The organism is Helicobacter sp. (genome assembly GCF_017502485.1).
Taxonomy (GTDB): Bacteria; Campylobacterota; Campylobacteria; order Campylobacterales; family Helicobacteraceae; genus Helicobacter_B.
Map to the genome: position 1 here is coordinate 98,215 of NZ_JAFVUX010000001.1, position 20,704 is coordinate 118,918.

At 42.2% G+C, this 20,704-nt stretch carries 22 protein-coding genes; 10 read left to right on the forward strand and 12 right to left on the reverse strand.

Features of this window, described 5'->3' with window-relative positions:
- Positions 1–31 precede the first annotated feature (31 nt).
- Positions 32–2,047, reverse strand: a complete 2,016-nt coding sequence (locus IKB69_RS00620) for an ATP-dependent helicase (RefSeq protein ID WP_290945049.1) — start codon at positions 2,045–2,047, stop codon at positions 32–34.
- Positions 2,047–5,631, reverse strand: a complete 3,585-nt coding sequence (locus IKB69_RS00625; protein WP_290945051.1) for a DUF3971 domain-containing protein — start codon at positions 5,629–5,631, stop codon at positions 2,047–2,049. The genes IKB69_RS00620 and IKB69_RS00625 overlap by 1 nt, the downstream gene beginning before the upstream one ends.
- On the opposite strand from IKB69_RS00625, the gene mltG reads away from it, so the two are divergent.
- From mltG to IKB69_RS00640, 3 genes are all read left to right on the forward strand, one after another.
- Positions 5,573–6,523: an endolytic transglycosylase MltG gene (gene mltG, locus IKB69_RS00630; RefSeq protein WP_290945053.1), complete on the forward strand. Its 951-nt coding sequence runs from the start codon at positions 5,573–5,575 to the stop codon at positions 6,521–6,523. The two genes, IKB69_RS00625 and mltG, sit on opposite strands and share 59 nt — an antisense overlap.
- Positions 6,524–6,593: 70 nt before the next feature.
- On the forward strand, positions 6,594–7,538 hold the full coding sequence (locus tag IKB69_RS00635) for an alpha/beta hydrolase (RefSeq protein ID WP_363239976.1): 945 nt from the start codon (positions 6,594–6,596) through the stop codon (positions 7,536–7,538).
- A gap of 10 nt (positions 7,539–7,548) precedes the next feature.
- Positions 7,549–7,944 carry a hypothetical protein gene (locus IKB69_RS00640; protein WP_290945055.1) on the forward strand — a complete coding sequence of 132 codons (396 nt, stop codon included), beginning with the start codon at positions 7,549–7,551 and terminating at the stop codon, positions 7,942–7,944.
- A gap of 466 nt (positions 7,945–8,410) precedes the next feature.
- Here IKB69_RS00640 and dcd read toward each other — a convergent pair whose 3' ends face one another.
- Positions 8,411–8,980: a dCTP deaminase gene (gene dcd, locus IKB69_RS00645; RefSeq protein WP_290945057.1), complete on the reverse strand. Its 570-nt coding sequence runs from the start codon at positions 8,978–8,980 to the stop codon at positions 8,411–8,413.
- A 130-nt stretch (positions 8,981–9,110) separates the two neighbouring features.
- Here dcd and accB point away from each other — a divergent pair, with 130 nt between their 5' ends.
- From accB to pseC, 4 genes are read left to right on the forward strand one after another with little or no spacing between them, the layout of a single operon-like run.
- Positions 9,111–9,599 (forward strand): acetyl-CoA carboxylase biotin carboxyl carrier protein, encoded by a 489-nt coding sequence (gene accB, locus IKB69_RS00650; protein WP_290945059.1) that lies wholly within the window; start codon positions 9,111–9,113, stop codon positions 9,597–9,599.
- Between the two features lie 2 nt (positions 9,600–9,601).
- Positions 9,602–10,960 (forward strand): acetyl-CoA carboxylase biotin carboxylase subunit, encoded by a 1,359-nt coding sequence (locus IKB69_RS00655; protein ID WP_290945062.1) that lies wholly within the window; start codon positions 9,602–9,604, stop codon positions 10,958–10,960.
- A 25-nt stretch (positions 10,961–10,985) separates the two neighbouring features.
- Positions 10,986–11,717 carry a hypothetical protein gene (locus IKB69_RS00660; RefSeq protein ID WP_290945063.1) on the forward strand — a complete coding sequence of 244 codons (732 nt, stop codon included), beginning with the start codon at positions 10,986–10,988 and terminating at the stop codon, positions 11,715–11,717.
- Entirely contained in the window at positions 11,717–12,862 is a 1,146-nt protein-coding gene (gene pseC / locus IKB69_RS00665; RefSeq protein WP_290945065.1) for a UDP-4-amino-4,6-dideoxy-N-acetyl-beta-L-altrosamine transaminase, read from the forward strand. Before IKB69_RS00660 ends, pseC begins: the two co-directional genes overlap by 1 nt.
- A gap of 3 nt (positions 12,863–12,865) precedes the next feature.
- Here the strand turns inward: pseC and IKB69_RS00670 are convergent, their stop codons facing one another.
- Entirely contained in the window at positions 12,866–13,276 is a 411-nt protein-coding gene (locus tag IKB69_RS00670; protein ID WP_290945066.1) for a hypothetical protein, read from the reverse strand.
- A gap of 67 nt (positions 13,277–13,343) precedes the next feature.
- Here IKB69_RS00670 and IKB69_RS00675 point away from each other — a divergent pair, with 67 nt between their 5' ends.
- Positions 13,344–13,733 (forward strand): hypothetical protein, encoded by a 390-nt coding sequence (locus IKB69_RS00675; RefSeq protein WP_290945068.1) that lies wholly within the window; start codon positions 13,344–13,346, stop codon positions 13,731–13,733.
- Between the two features lie 22 nt (positions 13,734–13,755).
- Here IKB69_RS00675 and mnmA read toward each other — a convergent pair whose 3' ends face one another.
- The 8 genes from mnmA to IKB69_RS00715 all read right to left on the reverse strand — a co-directional run bounded on the left by mnmA (position 13,756) and on the right by IKB69_RS00715 (position 19,182).
- A complete protein-coding gene (mnmA, locus tag IKB69_RS00680; protein WP_290945070.1) occupies positions 13,756–14,784 on the reverse strand; it encodes a tRNA 2-thiouridine(34) synthase MnmA in 1,029 nt (342 codons plus the stop codon).
- 178 nt (positions 14,785–14,962) lie between these two features.
- Positions 14,963–15,775, reverse strand: a complete 813-nt coding sequence (locus IKB69_RS00685; RefSeq protein ID WP_290945072.1) for a pyridoxine 5'-phosphate synthase — start codon at positions 15,773–15,775, stop codon at positions 14,963–14,965.
- On the reverse strand, positions 15,772–16,287 hold the full coding sequence (locus IKB69_RS00690; RefSeq protein ID WP_290945074.1) for a thioredoxin fold domain-containing protein: 516 nt from the start codon (positions 16,285–16,287) through the stop codon (positions 15,772–15,774). Before IKB69_RS00690 ends, IKB69_RS00685 begins: the two co-directional genes overlap by 4 nt.
- Positions 16,288–16,295: 8 nt before the next feature.
- A complete protein-coding gene (locus tag IKB69_RS00695) occupies positions 16,296–16,850 on the reverse strand; it encodes an SCO family protein (RefSeq protein ID WP_290945075.1) in 555 nt (184 codons plus the stop codon).
- Between the two features lie 19 nt (positions 16,851–16,869).
- Entirely contained in the window at positions 16,870–17,433 is a 564-nt protein-coding gene (locus IKB69_RS00700) for a hypothetical protein (RefSeq protein WP_290945077.1), read from the reverse strand.
- Between the two features lie 11 nt (positions 17,434–17,444).
- On the reverse strand, positions 17,445–17,945 hold the full coding sequence (locus tag IKB69_RS00705) for a copper chaperone PCu(A)C (protein ID WP_290945079.1): 501 nt from the start codon (positions 17,943–17,945) through the stop codon (positions 17,445–17,447).
- Between the two features lie 221 nt (positions 17,946–18,166).
- Complete coding sequence (locus IKB69_RS00710; protein ID WP_290945081.1) at positions 18,167–18,319, reverse strand: hypothetical protein; 153 nt, start codon at positions 18,317–18,319, stop codon at positions 18,167–18,169.
- A gap of 443 nt (positions 18,320–18,762) precedes the next feature.
- Positions 18,763–19,182 carry a hypothetical protein gene (locus IKB69_RS00715; protein ID WP_290945083.1) on the reverse strand — a complete coding sequence of 140 codons (420 nt, stop codon included), beginning with the start codon at positions 19,180–19,182 and terminating at the stop codon, positions 18,763–18,765.
- 453 nt (positions 19,183–19,635) lie between these two features.
- Between IKB69_RS00715 and IKB69_RS00720 the strand changes: the two genes are divergently transcribed.
- A complete protein-coding gene (locus IKB69_RS00720; RefSeq protein ID WP_290945085.1) occupies positions 19,636–20,211 on the forward strand; it encodes a ferredoxin family protein in 576 nt (191 codons plus the stop codon).
- A 59-nt stretch (positions 20,212–20,270) separates the two neighbouring features.
- The coding region (locus IKB69_RS00725) for a Coenzyme F420 hydrogenase/dehydrogenase, beta subunit C-terminal domain (protein ID WP_290945101.1) at positions 20,271–20,704 on the forward strand (434 nt) is incomplete at its 3' end.

The window sequence follows — 20,704 nt, forward strand, 5'->3', positions numbered from 1 at the left end:
TAGGCTTACTAGATTCTACTAGAATCTATATCTACTGGCGCACAAGCCCAGCTTCATAGAGAAATACCGATGGCTCGTAGCTAATATTTTTTATCTCATCTTTTTTGGCATAGGAGAGATAAAGAATCTCCTTTGCCCTTGTGATAGCAACATAGAATAATCTCCGCTCTTCTTCTACGCTCCCTCCTTTGGCGATTAGTTTAAGGTTAGGAAAACGCCCTTGCATTAGATCAATGATAAAAACCATACCAAATTCTAGCCCTTTGCTTGCGTGGATCGTTAGGAGATTGACACCGCTTCCTTGTGTGTTTTCACCGCTACTAAGTACCATTGCATTTAAAAATCGCCCTAGATTCTCATAATTCTTCGCAATATCTTGGAGCAAAATGATCTTACGCACAATGGCATCTTTTGCCTGTGCCTTGCGCTCTATATCAATACTCCCATCTTTATTTTTCGCACGCCTCGCACAAAGCAGCTCGATAATATGTTGATACAGTGGAGTTGTCGCAAGGGAGCTAATCAAATCATAAGGCTTACTATAATGGCTATGCTGCTCCACTAGTGCATAAAAATCGCTCAAAAACCGCACTCCATCAAAGCTAAGTTTTGGGTGAGATAAGATTGGATGCCCCACAAACCCACCTTGTACAACGGAGTCAAACTTCTTCACATCTTGCAAAACAAAAAAATCATCAAAAAGTCCAAGTTGGGCATTTTTGGCTTTTTTTTCAAATGCACGCTTGCTAGAATCTGGTGCTAAAAGCCCTTTTCTTGCGCTGCCTTCCCCCAATCGCAATAATCCCTCATAAATCTCTCTAGCGATGGAATCCCCAATCCCAGCACCATAGCTTAAAATATGGATATATGCCATCATATCCCTTGGATTGTATAAAAGTGAGCATAGATCAAGCATTAATACCACCTCTTTAGCATCAAAAAAGCTCACCCCACCCTTGCGCTTTGAGGGAATATTAAGCTCCCGTAGCAATGCCTCACAGCCATCTGCAGAAGAATTGTTGCGAAAAATAATCGCAATATCATCAAGCGGATAATTAGCTGTCAGGATCTTTTGCGCTACGCCTTGATACTGCTCAAACAAACCATTATAAATGAGTAGCCTTGGTGCGATAGGCTCTTGCAGGTTGACAACTTCAAGCTCTTTGGGATAAATGCGCTCATTTTTCTCGATCACGCGATTAGCAAGATCAAGGATATAGCGCGTGGATCGATAGTTCTTACTTAAGGTAAATATACGAGAATCTGCGTAAGTTTCCCTAAAACTTGAGATAATCGAAATATCCGCACCATTAAAGGCATAAATACTTTGATCATAATCCCCTACACAAAAGAGACTTTTAGGATTTAGCGCGTGGATTACATAATTTTGCAATGGATTGGTATCTTGGTATTCATCGCATAAGATTTCTTTATAAGGACACTCTATCTCGCACATTTCTTTTGCATATTCTAGAAGTAAGTCATTATAGTCCATATAATTATGCGACTTTTTTAGCGCGCGATACTCTGCAAAAATCCCTTCATAAATATCAATATACGCGCTATGATCGCCTGCGCGTGCGCCAAGCCATTCTTCAAAGCTCTCTTTATTGCGCGAATTGAGAAAAAGAGAGTAAATATCAAAAAGATACTCCCCAGAGTAAGGGGGTGTGTTTGTCTGATGTTGATAGACACGCGATTTTGCGATACTTTTAAATAGTACTTTCAATTCTTTTGGCTGCTTTAGCGATATGGCATATTTATCTTTCAAAAAGCGGTAGCACACAGCGTGAAATGTCCCACACTCTATCTGCTTTGCCACCTCACCAAAGCGACTTGCCACGCGCGCAATCATCTCTTGGGAGGCTTTGTTAGTAAAAGTTAGCAGTAGAATCTCGCTTGCTTGCACACCACTCTCTAGCAAATGCGCGATACGCCCAACAATAGTAGAAGTCTTCCCCGTGCCAGCAGAAGCGATGATGAGATTATGCCCCATAGGCGCAGTGGCTGCTGCGTATTGCTCCGCATTTAGATTCTGCAAGGGCATTAGCGATCAATACCCTTTACAATCTCATCGATCACAATATCCACTGGTGTAAAAACGCGCTTAAGTACTTTAAGCGGAGTTTTGAGCAAGTCTTGTGCGAGAGAAATTTGTGTTTTAGGGTCTTGAATCGTGCCACGCACGCTTACTTGGGTGGTTACCTTGCCATCTTTGCCAAGGAGCAAATACCCAACAATGGGGATTTTGTTTAAAATCCCACTAAGATTTTTTAGCGTGGAGATAGAGAGCCCCATATCCACTTCTTGACTCTCTAGCTCGATAAAGCCACTCCCTTGTATATCCATAGACTTACCAATAAGATTAATCGACTCTAAGCCCACATACTGCGTATTAAGCGCAAGTTTAATAGTGCCTTGCTTTACTTCATAGCCCTTAGCACTAAGCCCCGGACTCCTAAACATTACAAGTGAGGGGATTGTATCAATGAGTCCAATGACATTTTGTACAATTGCAAAGCCCTTAAAGCTAGTGTTTTGCATACGAATATCGCCATTAAAAATATCGTTTTTATAGATTCCACTTAGCTCAAATAATCCGCCATCAACAATATGTTTCCCAACAACACGATTTAAAAACTCCCCGCTAAAATTCCCTGCCTTTATAATGGTATTACCATGGATAATGTCAATATTAGCAATACCATTTTTATAAGTTGCATCAGCACTAATGCGATCATCACGAATCTTGGCATTGAAGTCATCAAAGGGGATTGTGATATCTTTGAAAAACCCTGTAATATTCTGCGCTTGGATTGCTATGATTCTAGGTTTAATACCATTTTGGCGCTCATATCTACGCTTAGCACGCAAGAACTCGCTTTCAAGCAAAATCTCCTCTCTAGTGAAAACCACCTTTTTCTCACTTGATGTACTAAAGGCTTCTTGAATCACTGGGATTTTGCTAGCAAGCAAACCATCAATACTTACATCAATGTCTGTAAAGCTTACAAGAGTTGTGTTGTCATACAAATCAAGGCGGATCTTCCCATCATCACTCAGCACTTCTAGCTTATTGTCTTTATAGCTACCATTAAAGACAAAGGTATGTAACATTGCCTTATCTTTAGAGAGCAAAAATGTAGAAAAATCAGCAATACGCACTTGGAATGTTACATTTTGCGCGCTTTTTAGCTCCACGACAGCACTCCCAGATGAGAGTCCAAGATACTTCATAATGGGAGAAAAAGGTGCAAACTTACTAAAATCTACTACATTAGCGCGGACTCCACCACTAGAGATTTGCATATACACATCAAGAGCTGGGATACTTACGCGCACAGGCTCACTTGAAAAGTCGATCTCCACATCAACCTGCGGCAATATCTCTCGCGTAGCCTTGAAAATATCATAGGTGAATTTCTGCTCATCTTGGCTTTTAACAAGCGCGATAATTTTCTCAAGCATTTCTTTCTCACCCATAGGTTTTGAGAAATCAAGCTCTATGCCATTTCTACTATACTTTCTAGTCTCCATCCTAGGGTCTTTCGACTCTTGCGCGCTAGGTTCGATAGATTCTAGGCTTGGATCTTGCACTAGATTCTCGTCTTGCAAGATAGATAGATCTTGAGAAAACTTAGGCTCTTGTTTTGCCTTGCTAGAATCTTGCCTTTCTTGCTCCTCTTGCATCTCCGCGTCTTGCAAGATAGATTCTAGTGTCTCTAGCTCTTTACGCACACTCTCTTGGTCTTGCAAATCATCTTCGTACTCTCTGTTAGAAAAATCGATAATTTCTTCTGTGGGAGCTAGGGAAGTATCTGGCTTGGCAAGTGGCATAGTAGGCGCAGAAGTGTCCCTAAAATCTACCACCTCATCTTGTGCTGGTTCTGCGACTAGTGTGTTTGATGTGCTAGATTCTAGCTCCGTGTCTTGCTTGCTAGTGTTAGGGCTTTCTAAATTTTGCTCCTGTATAGCGGACACTACTAGATTTTGAGTAGAATCTAGCCGGGCATTAGAAGCTAAGTGCTCAATGTGCGTGAGCATAGTTCGAGGAGTAAATGGTGCAATTTTAGAGAGTCTCCACGATTCAAGGCTCGCACTAGATTCTAGCGACTCTGCGGATCGTGCTTGCTTTTTTGACTGGTGTATTTTGTCTTGGGAGTCAATTAGGCGTTGATTGATTTCTGGATTAGTGCTCACACGCAAGGAGTGCACAAAAAGGCTTGTCTTTAGCAGCTTTTGAGAAAGATCAATATGCATTGTTGTATCGATGTCAAAGAGATTCTCATAGCTTGTGTTTTGTGTCCATATATCGATGAAGTTGTTCCCGACTGTTGGGTTAATATCAATCGCTATGGAAGCCCCCTTGCTCACAAAATCTAAGCTCCCGGCACTTAAGATCACTTGCTGTGCTGCTAGCTTGCCCGCTAGCTTTAGGGGGATATTATCAGCAAATGGAATGTTTATGGTCAAATCCGCCTGCATATCCGCGCTAATGCGATCAATAGGGATCTGCACACCATAGAATGCCAGCAAATCCCGCAAAGCTTTTGTATAAAGCAACTTGCTAGAAGTAGCAAAGATAGAGAGTGTAGGCACAGAATCCACAAAGGCAAAGGCAAGTGTCGAGCCATTTAGATCGATAGATTCTAGCTTGGGTGCTATCATCTCAAGCGTAGCCTTGCCATTTTCTACTTGGACTTTGGCACGATCTGCACTGAAAGGTGCGAGCGTAGGATCAAGCTTATATGTAGGCTTAGTGGCATAGAGCGTGAGCTTAGTGTTATTAATGAGTGATTTCATAAATTGCTTTTGATGCAAAACTATATCAAAGCTTGCTTGGTCAATCTCTAGCGCATTAAAACCTAGTGCATTAAATAACCACATATCTAGCGTAGGAAGCAAATCTTTGGCACTTTGGGCTACAAGCTTTCTAATGGCACTAAAGTCGCTCATTTTTGAAGTTTTCGCCTTGAGCACAAGGCGTTTGAAGTCACTTGTGCCTTGTAAGAATAGTTTGCTTGTAGATTTACTAGCAGAAGTTTGCACCACATCGTGCTTATCCCCACTAGAATCTATCAGTAAAGGAGCTACTGATACACCAAAGCTAAACTGCCCACTCGCCCCAGAGTAGATAATGCGCCCAGTTACCTCAACATCTGGATCAAACACCTGTAGCTTGCGAATATCAAGTTCAATTGTATTGCCCTGACTTTGGACATTAAATACCGCTTGCAGCTTGGGGAAAGAAAGCGCGTAATGCCCTCCATCATAGAACACACTAGCGACATACTCATCACCTAAGATGATTTTCTCGACCCGCAAATTCTCAAAATACGCCAGCCCCCAAAGCGCGTATTTGACATAATCACTAATTTCTTTGAGTGTGGGATCTTGGGTGGATTTTTGAGGTTTTTTTTTCATTGCTTTTGCTAAATCAAGTTCTTTGATCTCTAAGGAGAATTTATTATTTAGTTTTAGATACAATCCACGGACTTGTATATCAGCGAAGCGGAGACTACTAATAGCAATCCCATCGGATAGAATCTTGAAGCCACCAATAAGGGTAAATATGGTAAGAAACAAAATAATATATACGCTCAACGCTCTTTTAGATGGCATTTTTTTCATTATATTGGTAATCTTTTTCTACTTGGGGTTACCTATTACTAGTACACCTGTTGTCGTGGTGCCACAAGGTTCAATTAGCGGGATTATAGCACATCTAGCCAAAAATGGCTTGGATATTAACCAAATCGATAAACATATTTTGCGCCTACTTGGCAAGCCACAAAGTGGAGCGATTGACATAAGCTACGCTTTATCTAATGGCGTCATTGCAAAAGGTGATTTTCTCTATGCACTCACTTCTGCTAAAGCCGCACAAGAGAGTATTACGCTAATTCCGGGGGAAACGATGTATTTTTTCATCAAAGAGAGCGCAGCACTGCTTAACTTAGATGAAGACAAGCTTCTAGAATCCTATTTGCGCTATGCACCCTATGAAGAGGGCGTGATCTTACCAAACACTTACAAAATCCACACCAACGCCACAGAAGACACTCTTATGCAATCGCTTATCCAGCAGTCTCTAGCAATCCACGAGAATCTAGCGCGCAAATATCTAGGGCGATATGAGAGCGATGAGTGGTTTAAGCATATCGCTATGGCTTCAATCATTCAAAAAGAAGCTGCCAATACACAAGAAATGCCCATCATCGCCGCAGTGATTTACAACCGCCTAAAGCTCAATATGCCACTGCAAATGGATGGCTCACTAAACTATGGCAAATACTCCCATAGCAAAATAACACCAGAGCGCATACGCAACGATAGCTCCCCTTTCAACACCTACCGCAATAAAGGCGTGCCAAAGACCCCAGTAGGTAGCGCGAGCTTAGAAGCTATTCAAGCAGTTTTTGAGCCGGCGCAGGTGGACTATCTCTACTTCGTGCGCAACAAAAATGGCACGCACTCATTTAGCAAAACTTTCAAGGAGCATAGAGAGAATTTTGACAAATAGTTTTAGCTTAGATTCTAGCCTACTAGGCTAGAATCTAGTCTGGTTAGAATCACAAACACAAGGAGTGCCTATGCAAGCAGCTATACAATGCACAAAAAATCTCCACTTCTCTTCAGATTTTGGGCGAGTGGCTTATGATCTCTATGAGCCAGCGCAAGTAGATTCTAACCCTATAATCATTCAAATCGCACACGGAATGATTGAGCACAAAGACCGCTATGAGTGGGTAGCAAACACACTTGCACAAAAGGGCTACATCGTGGCAGTAAGCGATCACAGAGGGCACGGAGAAAGTGTTAATGGTGATAATGGCATTGTGCTTGGCTCAATGGGCGAAGATGGATTCTGCCGCGCGAGCTATGATCTTTATAAACTCTCTTGCTTACTTAAGGAGCGTTATGCAAATGCGCGCGTTGTACTACTTGGACACTCTATGGGATCGCTACTAGCTAGACGATATGCCTCACTATATAGCGAAGCACTTAGTGCGCTTATCCTTAGTGGCTATCCAGCATTTGATAAGAATCTCAAATACGGCATCACACTTGCTAAATTTCTGCGGTTTTTTGGGGCGAAAAGCTTTGGACAAAAGTTTTTTACAAACACGCTTTTTAGTGGGTTTAATAAGCAATTTAAAAAGGATCTTCCAGTAGGCTTAGGCTGGCTATGCTCTAATGAAACCACAAGACAAGCATATAGAGATGATCCAAAATGCCAATTCAACTTTGACATAGAGAGCTTTTTGCATCTCTTTGTGGGTATGCAAGAAGTCTATGGCATTTACCCTAACCCTAAGAATCCACATTTGCCTATTTTGTTTGTCAGCGGAAGCGATGATGCAAGCGGACAGTTTGGCATAGGGGTGAAAAGAGCGCGTAATCACCTAGAGTCTCAAGGCTTTGATGATGTTAATATCTTGCTCTATAAAGGCGCGCGCCACGAAGTGCTAAATGAGCCTGTAAAAGAGCAAGTCATAGCAGATATACTACTATGGCTAGAATCTAAAGGCTTATAGGGATTCACTAATGAAATATGCCACTATCTTACTTTTAGGGCTTGTCTCTTTACTCTATGGAGGCTCAATTTGCGAGTATAAAATCAAGCAGGCACAAGATGGGCTAGATGCCTATATGCAAAAACCACATAAAGATCCCCATAAGCTTCAAGATGCACAAGATGAGCTAAATAGCCTACTAAAGCACTGCGATGATAAGGAGATTTTAGAAGAAGTTCGTAGCCATATCGCCTCAATGAAATCTGCGCTTACTCACGCCAATATGACCCTAGCACAAGCAAGAGAATCGGGGGATAAAAGCGCGATCCACCAAGCCACCCTTGCGCAAAAAATCGCGCAAAGACAATACATTGCCGCACGCCAAGAAGAGCTACGGCTCAAGGATTTACTAAAAGATAATCCTTAAAGTCTGTATAGATTCTAGTTCTACACTTGAGCAGATAATAAATTAGAATTCAACTTGCTGTCATTGCAAGACTTGCGAAGCAAGTCTTGGTAAGCAGATGTTTCTTTCCAATCCATTTGCATCTGACTAGAATCGACTTTATATGCAAAAGTTCGCGGTTTGGATCGCCATACATTAAGTCTAGGGCTATAACTAAATACATTTTTCTAATCAAGTTGTCAAAGAAGTCGCACAAGGCTGTAAAAATTTCTTTAAGCTTTCTTTGTGTGATTACATACAATATAAAATTCCATAAAGCAAAGTAGTGCGTCGCGCTTAAGTTTGTTTAGTTAGTATGTGTGGAGTTTATAATTTAAGATAGACACAAGCATTTTATATCACGCTCCTAAAACTAGCGCAGGATTCTAGGAGGCTTAAGATCCTTTTAATGCGCATAAAATGACATTGCGCGAATGTAGAATCTGTTCTAATCACGCAAGATTCTAGGGAGTGTGATGTCTCTTTGCCCTTGGTATTTACCATTTTTGTCTTTGTAGCTTACTTCGCAAGGTTCATCACCCTGGAGAAATAGCACTTGCGCTATGCCTTCATTAGCATAGATTTTGGCAGGCAGAGGTGTGGTATTACTGATTTCAATGGTGATATGCCCCTCAAACTCTGGCTCAAATGGCGTAACATTGACGATAATCCCACACCTTGCATAAGTGCTTTTACCTAGGCAAATCGCTAACACATCGCGGGGCATTTTGAAGTATTCTATCGTGTGGGCTAGGGCGAAAGAATTTGGTGGGACTATGCAAAATCCATCTTTAGCTGTTTTGATGATGACATTTTTCTCATCGAAGTTCTTAGGATCTACGACCATAGAATCTACATTACTAAAGATCATAAATCTATCGCTTACGCGAATATCATACCCATAGCTTGAAAGTCCGTAAGACACGACATTTTTGCCGATTTGCTTCTCGCAAAATGGATCGATCATTTTATGCTCTAGGCTCATCTTGCGTATCCACGCATCTGATTTTAGTCCCATAGTGTTTGTCCTTTAAGTAATGTGGATTTATTTTGCGGAGTGAGTAGTAGTCCAAAACGATATTTTAAGCAATTTTGGGCTTAAAAGTGTGCTATTATACAAAATTTACTTCATTTTTAAAGGATTTTTGATGAATTTGGCTGAAATCAAGAAGCTGATTGAGATTTTCAATAGCAGCTCACAAATTGCAAGACTTAGCATAAAGCAAGACAACTTTGAGCTAAAGCTTGATAAAAGCAATGCGACAGCTCTCCCTGTTGCACCAGTGTCTGCTATGCCAGCTGCCCACACCACACAAGTGCAAGCGCAAGTGCCGAAAGTAGCAGCAGATCCAGCTCCAGCCCAAACCCTAGAATCCAGCGTGGGTGCTAGCAAGGGTGGAGATTTTATCACTTCTCCTATGGTAGGGACATTCTACCACCGCCCAAGCCCAGATGCTGACCCATACATTAAGGTTGGTGATGTGATCAAAAAAGGACAGACGATAGGGATTATCGAAGCGATGAAGATTATGAATGAGATTGAAGCGGAGTTTGACTGCAAGATTCTAGCTATTGAGACAGGAGATGGGCAACCTGTGGAGTTTGGTAGCCATCTTATCAAAGTGGAAAAAGTATAGAGATGAAAAAGGTAGCTACAAAAAAGCTTGAGCGCATTCTCATTGCAAACCGCGGAGAAATTGCGCTTCGAGCAATACGAACGATACAGGAGATGGGCAAGCAGGCAATCGCTATTTACTCTGTGGCAGATAAAGATACGCATTATCTTGATGTAGCTGATGCGAAGATTTGCGTAGGTGGGGCAAAGAGTTCGGAGAGCTATCTCAATATCCCAGCGATTATGAGTACCGCAGCACTTGTTGATGCTGATGCGATATTTCCGGGGTATGGATTTTTGAGTGAGAATCAGCATTTTGTAGAGATCTGCACACATCACGGGATAGAGTTTATTGGACCAAGCAGTGATGTGATGGTGATGATGAGTGATAAATCTAAGGCAAAAGATGTAATGAAAGATGCGGGAGTGCCGGTGATTGAGGGTAGCGATGGTGCGCTAAAAGATGCCAATCACGCCCAAGAAGTCGCCAAGCAAATCGGCTATCCTGTGATCCTAAAGGCTGCTGCTGGTGGTGGTGGCAGGGGTATGCGGATTGTAGAGAATGAATCACTGCTTAAAAATCTCTACCTTGCTGCAGAGTCCGAAGCTTTGAGTGCATTTGGCGATGGCACAATCTATATGGAGAAGTTTATCAACAAGCCAAAGCATATAGAAGTACAGATTCTAGCTGATAAACACGGTAATGTCGTGCATATCGGCGAGCGTGATTGCTCAGCACAACGCCGCCAGCAAAAGCTCATTGAAGAAACGCCAGCAGTGGTGTTAAGCGAAGATGTGCGCCAAAGACTACTTGAGACTGCAGTAAAAGCAGCTAAACATATTGGCTATGTGGGGGCTGGGACATTTGAATTCCTGCTAGACTCTAATAATAAAGACTTTTTCTTTATGGAGATGAATACGCGCTTGCAAGTAGAACACACAGTGAGCGAGATGGTAAGCGGACTTGATTTGGTGGAATGGATGATCCGCATAGCAGAGGGAGAGAAGCTTCCAAAGCAAGAAGAGATATGTTGCAAGGGGCATAGCATAGAGTGCAGAATCACTGCTGAAGATCCTGTGAAGTTTTACCCAAGTGCTGGGAAGATCACGCAGTGGATTGCACCCGGTGGAGCAAATGTACGGCTTGATAGCCACGCGTATGCGGGCTATGTAGTGCCAATGTTTTATGACTCAATGATCGGCAAACTCATCGTCTGGGGCGAAGATCGCAATAAGGCGATCGCTAAAATGCGTCGCGCGCTTAAAGAATTTAGCATTGAAGGAATCAAAACTACCATACCTTTCCATTTAAAAATGATGAATAATGCCGATTTTCTCAAGTCAGCTATTCATACAAAATACCTTGAGCAAAATATGGAGTAGTAGGCTTAAAGAATAGGAGAAAAGCGTGAAAGTGGCAAATACAAGTGCTTCAACCACCTTGAAAGACGATGCTCTAAAAAGTAAGAGTACAAGAAAGGTTATAGAGCAAAAAGAGCGGCCAAAAGCAACACAAATTACCCAAAACACGCAAGAAGAGAGCGTAAAATCCCCTAAAATGCCTAAGCCCAAATCTTTGGGCAAAGAAGAGACAAAAGATCTAGGTGCGGTAGTTCAAAATGCCAATACTATGATAGGCGCGCTTGATGTGATGATACAATCTATTCACTCTTTGCAGACACAAAACAAAATCTACAAAAAGCTGGCTCTAAAGCTTCAAAATCTCCAAGATAACACTCAAGAAGCCAAAGATCTTGCAAACAAAGCAGGTGCGATAAAAGACAAAATGCAAGAGACTTTTGACTCCGCGCTCTTTAATGATGAAAATGTTTTCACTAAAAGCTATGCAGAAATCCCAGAGAGTCATCTCAATGCCAAAAAACTCTCACCAAATAAGCTTGATGTCAAACAGCTCGAGAATCTCTCTCTTTATGCCAAAGATTTAAGCGAGCAAAGATCCTATGCCAAGCAGGCAAAAAAGCTTATCCAAAGTGAGCTTGATAAGAAGCTAGATTCTGTACAAAAGACAGATTCTAGGTATGAGAAGCTAGATTCCAGTAAGCTAGATTCTAGTGAGTTTAAAGCTGCGCAAGGGAGTAGTGGCGTTACACTTGATAGAGTGCTACACCTATTACGATAATGCAAGTTATCCCTTATAGCACACAGCTTATTGATGAGGAAGACATTGCCTGTGTGGCACAAGCTCTGCGTGCGCCTTTACTTACACAAGGACAGGCGGTAGAAGAGTTTGAAAAGGCTCTTGCTAAGTATTTGGGAGTGCGTTATGTGATATGCTTCAACTCCGCCACTTCTGCGCTCTATGCAGCATATCGAGCTTGCTTTAGTCCAAATGCTCTTGTCATCACCACACCTATAAGCTTTGTTGCCACGGCAAATATGCTACTAGCTTGTGACTGCGAGCCTATATTTGCTGATATTGGGTTTGATGGCAATATCGCGCCAGATTCCATTGCGCGCGCTATTAGCAACTTAGATTCTAATGATAGGGAGAGATTGCAAGGGATTGTGAGCGTAGATTTTGCTGGCAACAGTGCTGATGTAGATAGCATACAAACTATCGCAAAAGAACATAACTTACACTTCATAGCAGATAGCTCGCATGCCTTTGGTGGGAGTGTTGATGGGCACAAGATTGGAGGCCTTGCTGATGTGAGCATTTTTAGCTTCCATGCTATTAAGCCTATAACCACCGCTGAAGGTGGTGCGATTAGCACTAATAATGAGAAAATCTATGAACAAGCAAAGCTTGTGCGCGCCCACGGCTTAGTAAAAAAACGGCTTTGGAATACAGAAGTAGCGCAAATAGGTTTTAACTTCCGCTTAAACGAGCTACAAGCCACGCTTGGGCTCTCCCAGCTCCACAAAATCGAGCAGTTTTTGGCGCGTAGAGAGACAATCGCTAGAATCTATGACGAAGCATTTATGAAAAACCCTTACTTCACACCCACACACCCAGCAATCCCGCACACTCACATAAGCACCAATCATCTCTATCCCATTTTGCTCCATAAAGAGCTTTATTGTGCTAAGGAAGAGATTTTTACAATGCTATGGGAAAAGGGGCTTGGCGTGCAGGTGCATTATAAGCCGATCTTTCTCTATGAGCTTTATGCTTCTGCGCGCAAAAGCGGCGGGCAAAATGCGCTTGATTGGTATTATGCCGAACTATCGTTGCCTTGCCATCAGGCGATGAGTGATGAGCAAGTGCGATACTGCATAGATACCACACTTGAAGTATGTGCCAAAGTACGCAAAAACTGTTAGAGTCTAAGGCATGCGCAAGATAATCACGCTACACAGACACACTAGCACGCCTGCCACATAGCCCACAATATGGAAGCACCGCAAATCGATTAAAACTACCACACAAAACCCAAGCACGATATAAGAGAGCAATCGATATAACCCAAATGATAGTCGTACCCCTAGCATAAACTTAGATATGCCAATACCCTTGTTTGTTGCTTGATCTTGCTTATCTTGCTCGCCCGCTTGCTGTTGTATGGATTCTAGCTCTTTAGCCAGTCGTTTTTGTAGCGCATAGCACGAGCTTATGACCACAAGTAGTGTAGAAAAATACGCCACTTCAAAACTTATCCCAGCTGGGATATGGAGGAATAGCGAGATCCCTAGTGCTACACAAATATTCACTGCCGCTGCCAAGCTATATTTAAACATCTTCGCTCTTTTACATATTTTTATAGACTTTATTATACAATACACAAAGCCCCAAAAAGGATAACCAATGCTTCGCAATATAGCTTTTATCGCGTTTTTTTGTAGTTCACTTTGTGCACTAGAATCCAATATCATAGAGATTATGCAACATTTACAAAGAGATTCCGACCTTATTCAAAAGGGATTTTTCTTAAATAAATTTGACATCGTAGCAGAAGGGATTAGTAAGCATAGGGCAGACTTTAGCGCACTGCAAAAATTCAACATCGAAGTGTTTTTAGATGAAAAAACGCTCAACTACTCACCTATTATCACTTCATTCCTCAATAACATTATAGAAAATCGTGTAGCCCTAGAGACATTTTTAAAAAATAAGGACAAAATCCGTGCTTATGAAGCATTCCAAGAGCTAAACTATAATTGTATGAAGTGCCACGCCTTGCTTCTGGGCTGGTAGGACTTAGAGCTAGATTCTAGCCCTAAGCAATCACACCTCCACCTAGTACGCAGTCTCCATCATATACCACTAACGCCTGCCCCTTTGCCACACCAAACACCGGCTCTAGCAGATGCGCTGTGATCATATCATCTTGCACTTTGAGCTTGGCTTTTGTGGGTGTGGAGCGGTAACGAATTTTAATGTCATATTCTTTATCGTTATAGAGTGTGGATAGGCTAACATTACTTGCTTGGACTAGGCTTTTGGCTAGCTCGTGCTTCTTGCCTACAATGATTTCATTAGCCTTTGGGTCAATATCTAGCACAAAGTGTGGCTCTAGCGCACCTTTGATGCTAAAGCCTTTGCGCTTACCTATGGTGTATTGCATATAGCCCTTGTGGCTACCTATGACATTACCCTGCGTGTCGCGCACGACTCCGGGATTATCAACCTTAGCGTGCTTTTTTAAAATAGCGATATAATCTGTCTCAACAAAACAGATTTCTTGACTCTCTTTATATTCCTCTAGACTACCAAACCACGGCATCGCTTCAAAAGCTCTGGGCTTAACTTCAGTCTTTAGCATATCGCCAAGCGGGAAAATTAGCCTATCGATGGACTCTTGGGAGATCGCATAGAGAAAGTAGCTTTGATCTTTACTAGAATCTAGTGCCTTTGCTACGCGCTTTATACCATCTACTTCTTGTATGCGCGCATAATGCCCTGTGGCAATTTTCTCACAACCAAGCTCTAAGGCTTTTTCTAGGGCAAAGCCAAATTTCATATTGGGATTGCACATAGCACATGGGTTTGGAGTTTCGCCTTTCTCATAAGAACGCACAAAATAGTCATACACAATTGTCTTAAAAGCTTCTTGCGCTTCTAGTACAATGAAGTCAAACTTAAGATTTCGTGCGACTTTCTCGCAGTTTTGGATAAAGATTCTATGTTTTTCTTCTTTATCGTGCAGCTTTAGGTAGATCCCAAGCACCTCATATCCTTGTTGTTGTAGCAAATAAGCCGAGTAGGAGCTATCTACTCCCCCGCTCATCAATAACGCAACTTTCATAGATACGCCTTTGTAAGTAAGATGAAAGCGCATTGTATCGCTAGGAATCTCATAGCCACCTTAATGGATTAGTATATAACGCAGAAAGTATGCGTTATATACTAATTACGCGCTTTTACACCACTTGTGGAGCTAGATTCTAGTAAGACTAAGATTAGGTAGAATCTAGCTAAGTTTTCTAGTGGGCTTGGTTATCTCTTGCGCAAGCGATGGTTTGCTGCATATCTTTGATGGCTTGGTAGAGCCCTACCATAACCGCGCGTGCGATAATACTATGCCCAATGTTGAGCTCACTAATATATGGGAGACATAGCAAGGGGGCTATGTTTTCATAGTTTAGTCCGTGTCCCGCAAAGACTCCTAGATCTAAAGAATGCGCGAGTGTAGCAGCAGACTCTAGAGCTTGCAAGGCTTGCTCTATTTGCTGGGTTAGATTCTGGCGTGTTTGTGTGCTTGACTTAGCATTGTGGCTATGTGGTAAGCAAGAGTGTAGTAGATCATAGTAGTGTGCATACGCACCTGTGTGTAACTCAATGCCATCGACTTCTAGCTCCTTGGCTAGGTGGATCGCTTCTAAATCTGGCTCGATAAAAACTGCCACAGGGATATTGTGGCACTTAAAGCGTGCGATTGTCTCAGCAAGCGTGCTAGAGCGCATATCTAACCCCCCTTCTGTGGTGATCTCCTCACGCTTTTCTGGGACAAGGGTAATTTTATGCGGGCGCAAGGCACATAGAATCTCCACCACCCCACCCCTGCTCAAATCGTTTGCACACTCGACATTAACAGGTAGTGGAGAGCTTGTGATAATGCGCGCCACATCATCTTCGTGGATATGACGGCGATCTTCACGCAAGTGGATAGTGATTTGCTGCACGCCAGCATTTTTAGCAATGAAAACTGCTTCAAGTGGATCTGGCTGATGGATACGCCTAGCCTGCCTAAGTGTGGCAATATGATCGATGTTTAATCCTAAATTTGGAAGCTTCATAATGATCCTTTACTGGCACGCGCGTGCGCAAGATGAGAGCTAAGCCATTGCTGTTTGGATTCTTGGGTTTGTAGATTTTCTGGTAGGGTGGGAATAAGTGTGAATAAAAGTGCCAAATCATCAACACTAAGAATACCAATGTGTTTGAAAGCCACTAAATGGTGCTTGTCAAAAACCATAAGTGTAGGCGTGGCATAGATGTGTAGATTCTGGCGCAGGAACTTTGCGCTAGTAGGCACGGCAAATGGTAGAGTAATGGGGTCTTTGGCATAAATATCAATAGGGTAGACTGCAAAGGAGTTAAGGAAATGCTGTAGCTTAGCGTGGGCTAGATTCTGTTTTAAGGCTTTACACGGCTCGCAAGAGTCGGAGTAAAACATTAGCACTATTGGCTTACTAGATTCTACAACGCTAGAATCTAGTGTAAGCGTGGTGCTAGATTCTGCTTGTAAGCTCGTTTGATTCTCGCAACCGATGATAAAGCAAGTAAGCAAGATTAAGCCCCAACGCATAGTGGTTCCTAATGGTTGGCAAAAAAGCTTAGTAAGTCGTCTTTGAGCATAGAGAGATTGCTCACTTCTTGTGTTAGGAAGCCTTGCTTATCAAAGAGATAGAGCGAAGAACTATGCGCGATACTATAGTTAAGCTTAGAATCTTTAAGGGGGATTATCTCGTATTTGACCCCATAGCGTTTGGCGACTTCCTGCAGGGTTTGCTCATCAAAACGCAAGCCATGGGCATTAGGATAAAAATGCTTGACATAGGCATCAAGTGCTTCTATCCTATCGCGCTTAGGATCAAGTGTGATAAAAAGCACAACCACATCGCTAAGATCTATTTCGTCTTCTAAATCTTGCAAGGTATCTTGGAGTAGCGCAAGCGTAGCTGGGCAAACATCTGGACAAGACATATAGCCAAAATACACTATTTTATATTTATTGGCAAATGTATTTAGCGATACTTCGCCACCTAGGGTTTGGGCGTTAAAGTGGTAGGAGTGGTATTTCTGCACGCTCCACCAAAGAAGCCCTGTGAGAAACACCCCCACACCAATGACCCCTATAACTCTTGACATAGATTCTACCTTGTAAGCACTACTCTTTGCGCTTGGCATCAAAATCCACAGATGTCGCAGAATCTGTATCTTGACTACTTAGTTGCATACGATATTGCATTGTCTCTTCTGTGCAGCTTGCCATAATCGCTCTGCCTTCATAAAGCTCATCATCAACCTTACGGAAGCGCACGATGGTTTCGCCCATATCCATATTAAGCCCTACAATACTGCCAGAGAGTAAAGTGAAATCTGCTCCTTCTACGCGGAATACCACAGATTCCATAGAAACGATATTACTAGGTATGGCTTGCACAAAAACACTAATTTGCTCTTGTTTTTGTGTGTTGGGATTAAACTTAGTAAAAACCACTTGACATTTGCCTGCATTAAGCATACATAGACGCACTAGATCCTGTGGTGCTTGCCTGCTCTCATCTTCTTGCGCACTTTGCTCCTTGTGCTTTGGCTTAGAATCTGCCTTGTGTTGCAAGAGATAGAGAGAGCCCCTACCCCAGATGAGATAGATGACAAACACACATAAGCATACCACAAGGATTGTGATGATACTTTTTTTAGTTAGGTGCTTATCTTTGTGCGGCATCGTGGTTTCTACTAGTGGTGGGTATGCTTGCCACTTTTATTAGCACTGCGCTCTTTAATGGGGACTTCTAACTTGAGTGTCGTACCATCATCAAAAACAAGCTCTAGAGCGATTGTCTTGCCTGCTTCAAGGGGCTTTGGGAGATTGATTAGCATAATGTGTAACCCACCCGGAGTAAGCTTCACGCTCTGCTTGGCTGGGATTGTAATAGAATCTACCGGAAGCATTTTCACCACACCTTCTTCTTTGGTGCTTTGGTGTAGCTCTGCTGTAGCGTTACTATTGATGACTGTAGCCTTTTGCAGTGCAATAGGTTGCTCGCTTGCATTGCTTAATATGCCAAAAGCCGCACTAATATTTGTGCCATCAATCGTGGCAAATGCGTAAAAGTCTTGTGCTTCAATGGCGTTATTTTGAGCACCACCCTGCTTGGCTACGGCATTGCAGCATAAAACCCCGAGCCATAGCGTTAGGGCAAGAAAAATTGGTGAGAGTTTTGCCTGTCTTTTCATTATACACTCCTAAATCGTGATAGTTGGTTATGGTATAACAAAGCCTATTAAAAATCAAGCAAGCCACTTTAAGCGCGAAACCCTTAGCCATATAAGCAAATATTCAAAAATGACAATACCAAACTTCAAGCCACGCAATAAACTTGAAAACACTTAAACTTAAAGAACAGATACCAATCAAGCAAAATTAAGCACAACACACTACTCTATATTATGGAATCTTAGTATATGTAATCACGCAAAGGAAGCTTAGTAAAATCTCGCCATTTGTCATCACCATTCAAATAGAGATTGATATACTCTGTATGTTTCGCCTCTTGTGCGATAAACATTAGCGCATTGTGGAATTTGATACCTTCTGTCTTTAAGCCCACATATCGTTGTTATACCTTGAGGTAAAGAATTTGTTATGTATAAAACAAGTGTAGCAATACCCACTGCTTTACAATAAATTTTTCCAATATCCTTATACAAAAAGAAAATATATCGCCCCACCAAATGAGAGAAAATACATAGACAAAATATAATAATTTCTAAAAAACCCATTTTTATAGAAACACCAACATAAAGTAAAGAGCTAAACAATAAACCATCATAAATAATATGAACTGCATATCTATACCGCACATATAAATAGATTCTATATGCTACAAGCATAGGAAGAAATATAAGCAAAAACATATCATTTGTCGCAAGATTAACAATGCCGCTTATAAATGACAAAATCATTTCTCTTTGACTTTCATAGCCGACGCCATAATACCCATTAACATTAGGAACAATTAACACACAATAGGGTATAAAATATAGCAATGCGCTACACGCTAAAGGATGCGTAATGGATATGCAACTGTTTATGTCGTATATAATGCACAACAACGCCGAACACACCAAAAAACCCAATAAACAAAAATGTAGGCTCTTTATAATATAGAGCAATGGTGGCAGAAATGAAGCCAATCCAAGCATAGCGCGATTTATCTGTTGCAGCAAATTTCATACTTGCCCACACAAATAGTAGCAAAAATAAAATCTGCATCCGCTCTGGATAGCAAATACCAAGCATTATAGTGGCAAACCCGGGGTGAAAGAGAATAAGCCCAAGCGCAAATACTCTAAGCCATTTGTATGCTTCTCCGCAAATTAAGCGTGAAATCTGCCATAGAAGTAGCCCCACGCATAGCACAATACACGCATTGAAAGTGAAAAATGCGTATGGATTTTTTGTCCATCGCATCAATATATTTAAATCCAGCGAAGCAAAAGGGAAAAATCTTCCAGCTCGTGGATCCCAGCCATTAAAAATAGGCATACCATAATAGATTTCAAGCTACATCCAAATATCATCAAGATTGAAAGTGTAGCGGGGGCAACCATACCCACACAATACAAATACAAGCAACAATGCATAAATAAAGGCTGGATAAGTGATCTTATTTGGATTGGATAACTAACCTTAATTATCCAAAATTTCATAGTAAAAAGTGTAAATGCACAGCGCTAGGCATAGTCATAGCTATTTGGACCCTGCTTTGCAAGGTTTTGTGGTAGTGCTGTGAAATTTAAGCTAGATTCTAGCCTAGCCTTTTCCAAAACTTGCAAGACACCTAGATTCTACTAGCGCAAATGATTTAGCGAGATTTGTGTATAATCCACGCTCCACTCCAATCCCACTTCTTTAAGGAGCATTATGCCTATACTGCCCAAGGACAATCACTGCTGCGGCTGTAGCGCGTGCTTTAGCGCGTGCCCGCACGATAGCATTACAATGGCACAGGATTTCTGTGGATTCTACTACCCTAAAGTCGATCCTAGCACCTGCACAGAGTGCAAGCTTTGTGAGATCGCCTGCCCTACGCTGCCCTACTTAGACTTTGCGCCCTATGATCGAGTGCGCAAAAAGTCGCGCTTCCCCTATGATGTCAAAAGCCATAGCCTAGATTCTCGTGGGATTTATGTGCATTTCTCTTGGCATAAGCCAAGCTTTCACTCCAAGTCCCTAGAATCTAGCGCGCTAGATTCTAGGGTGAATTGCCACGCCTTGCAGAGCAAGTCTCGCAATAACAAAAAGCTAGAATCTAAATCGTTAGATTCTAGGCAAACTTGCTCACGGTTGGATTTGAGTGATAAAGATGGAGCTTTGCAAGGTGAGTCAAGGGCGCACACTTGGTCGTGCGCAACCACCGCCACACCGCAACAATCGCCATTTTTAGCCCTAAAGCCTACACGCTCTAGCTTTACCCCCCCCCCCCCCCGTTTTGCCTAGCGCTTAAAGCCAAAAACACCGCCCTAAGAGCAAAGTCTTCAAGTGGTGGAGTCTTCTCCCTGCTTGCACTTGAAGTGCTTAAGCGTGGTGGCGTGGTCTTTGGCGCGTGCTATGATGAAAACCTAAAAGTTATCCATAAGCCCATCACTTCTGCCAATGAGCTAGAATCTCTACGCCGATCCAAATATGTAGAATCTTTTATCGGTGATAGTTTCAAACAAGCAAAAGTATATCTCCAAGCTGGCAGGCTCGTGCTTTTTAGCGGCGTGCAGTGCCAGATCCAAGGGCTACATAGCTTCCTGCGCAAGTCTTATGCCAATCTCCTTACCATAGAAGTGATTTGCAACTCTGTCCCAAGTGCGAAAGTCTGGGAAATTTATAAGCATAGCCTACTTGAAGAAGAGGGAGAAAAGCTGCTTGATGTAAATTTCCGTGGGAAGAACTATGGCTGGGGCAAGGGAGCGTTCGCCATAAAGACAAAGACAAAGACAAA

What these genes read in the sequence shown, in the direction of transcription:
- IKB69_RS00700 (WP_290945077.1), bottom strand. Translation starts at nt 17,433, where the DNA reads ATGCCGCACAAAGATAAGCACCTAACTAAAAAAAGTATCATCACAATC.
- IKB69_RS00715 (WP_290945083.1), bottom strand. Translation starts at nt 19,182, where the DNA reads ATGCGATGGACAAAAAATCCATACGCATTTTTCACTTTCAATGCGTGT.
- mltG (WP_290945053.1), top strand. Translation starts at nt 5,573, where the DNA reads ATGGTAAGAAACAAAATAATATATACGCTCAACGCTCTTTTAGATGGC.
- IKB69_RS00685 (WP_290945072.1), bottom strand. Translation starts at nt 15,775, where the DNA reads ATGAAGCTTCCAAATTTAGGATTAAACATCGATCATATTGCCACACTT.
- IKB69_RS00635 (WP_363239976.1), top strand. Translation starts at nt 6,594, where the DNA reads ATGCAAGCAGCTATACAATGCACAAAAAATCTCCACTTCTCTTCAGAT.
- IKB69_RS00625 (WP_290945051.1), bottom strand. Translation starts at nt 5,631, where the DNA reads ATGAAAAAAATGCCATCTAAAAGAGCGTTGAGCGTATATATTATTTTG.
- IKB69_RS00690 (WP_290945074.1), bottom strand. Translation starts at nt 16,287, where the DNA reads ATGCGTTGGGGCTTAATCTTGCTTACTTGCTTTATCATCGGTTGCGAG.
- IKB69_RS00620 (WP_290945049.1), bottom strand. Translation starts at nt 2,047, where the DNA reads ATGCCCTTGCAGAATCTAAATGCGGAGCAATACGCAGCAGCCACTGCG.
- IKB69_RS00695 (WP_290945075.1), bottom strand. Translation starts at nt 16,850, where the DNA reads ATGTCAAGAGTTATAGGGGTCATTGGTGTGGGGGTGTTTCTCACAGGG.
- IKB69_RS00675 (WP_290945068.1), top strand. Translation starts at nt 13,344, where the DNA reads ATGCTTCGCAATATAGCTTTTATCGCGTTTTTTTGTAGTTCACTTTGT.
- pseC (WP_290945065.1), top strand. Translation starts at nt 11,717, where the DNA reads ATGCAAGTTATCCCTTATAGCACACAGCTTATTGATGAGGAAGACATT.
- IKB69_RS00720 (WP_290945085.1), top strand. Translation starts at nt 19,636, where the DNA reads ATGCCTATACTGCCCAAGGACAATCACTGCTGCGGCTGTAGCGCGTGC.
- IKB69_RS00655 (WP_290945062.1), top strand. Translation starts at nt 9,602, where the DNA reads ATGAAAAAGGTAGCTACAAAAAAGCTTGAGCGCATTCTCATTGCAAAC.
- IKB69_RS00640 (WP_290945055.1), top strand. Translation starts at nt 7,549, where the DNA reads ATGAAATATGCCACTATCTTACTTTTAGGGCTTGTCTCTTTACTCTAT.
- mnmA (WP_290945070.1), bottom strand. Translation starts at nt 14,784, where the DNA reads ATGAAAGTTGCGTTATTGATGAGCGGGGGAGTAGATAGCTCCTACTCG.
- IKB69_RS00705 (WP_290945079.1), bottom strand. Translation starts at nt 17,945, where the DNA reads ATGAAAAGACAGGCAAAACTCTCACCAATTTTTCTTGCCCTAACGCTA.
- IKB69_RS00670 (WP_290945066.1), bottom strand. Translation starts at nt 13,276, where the DNA reads ATGTTTAAATATAGCTTGGCAGCGGCAGTGAATATTTGTGTAGCACTA.
- dcd (WP_290945057.1), bottom strand. Translation starts at nt 8,980, where the DNA reads ATGGGACTAAAATCAGATGCGTGGATACGCAAGATGAGCCTAGAGCAT.
- accB (WP_290945059.1), top strand. Translation starts at nt 9,111, where the DNA reads ATGAATTTGGCTGAAATCAAGAAGCTGATTGAGATTTTCAATAGCAGC.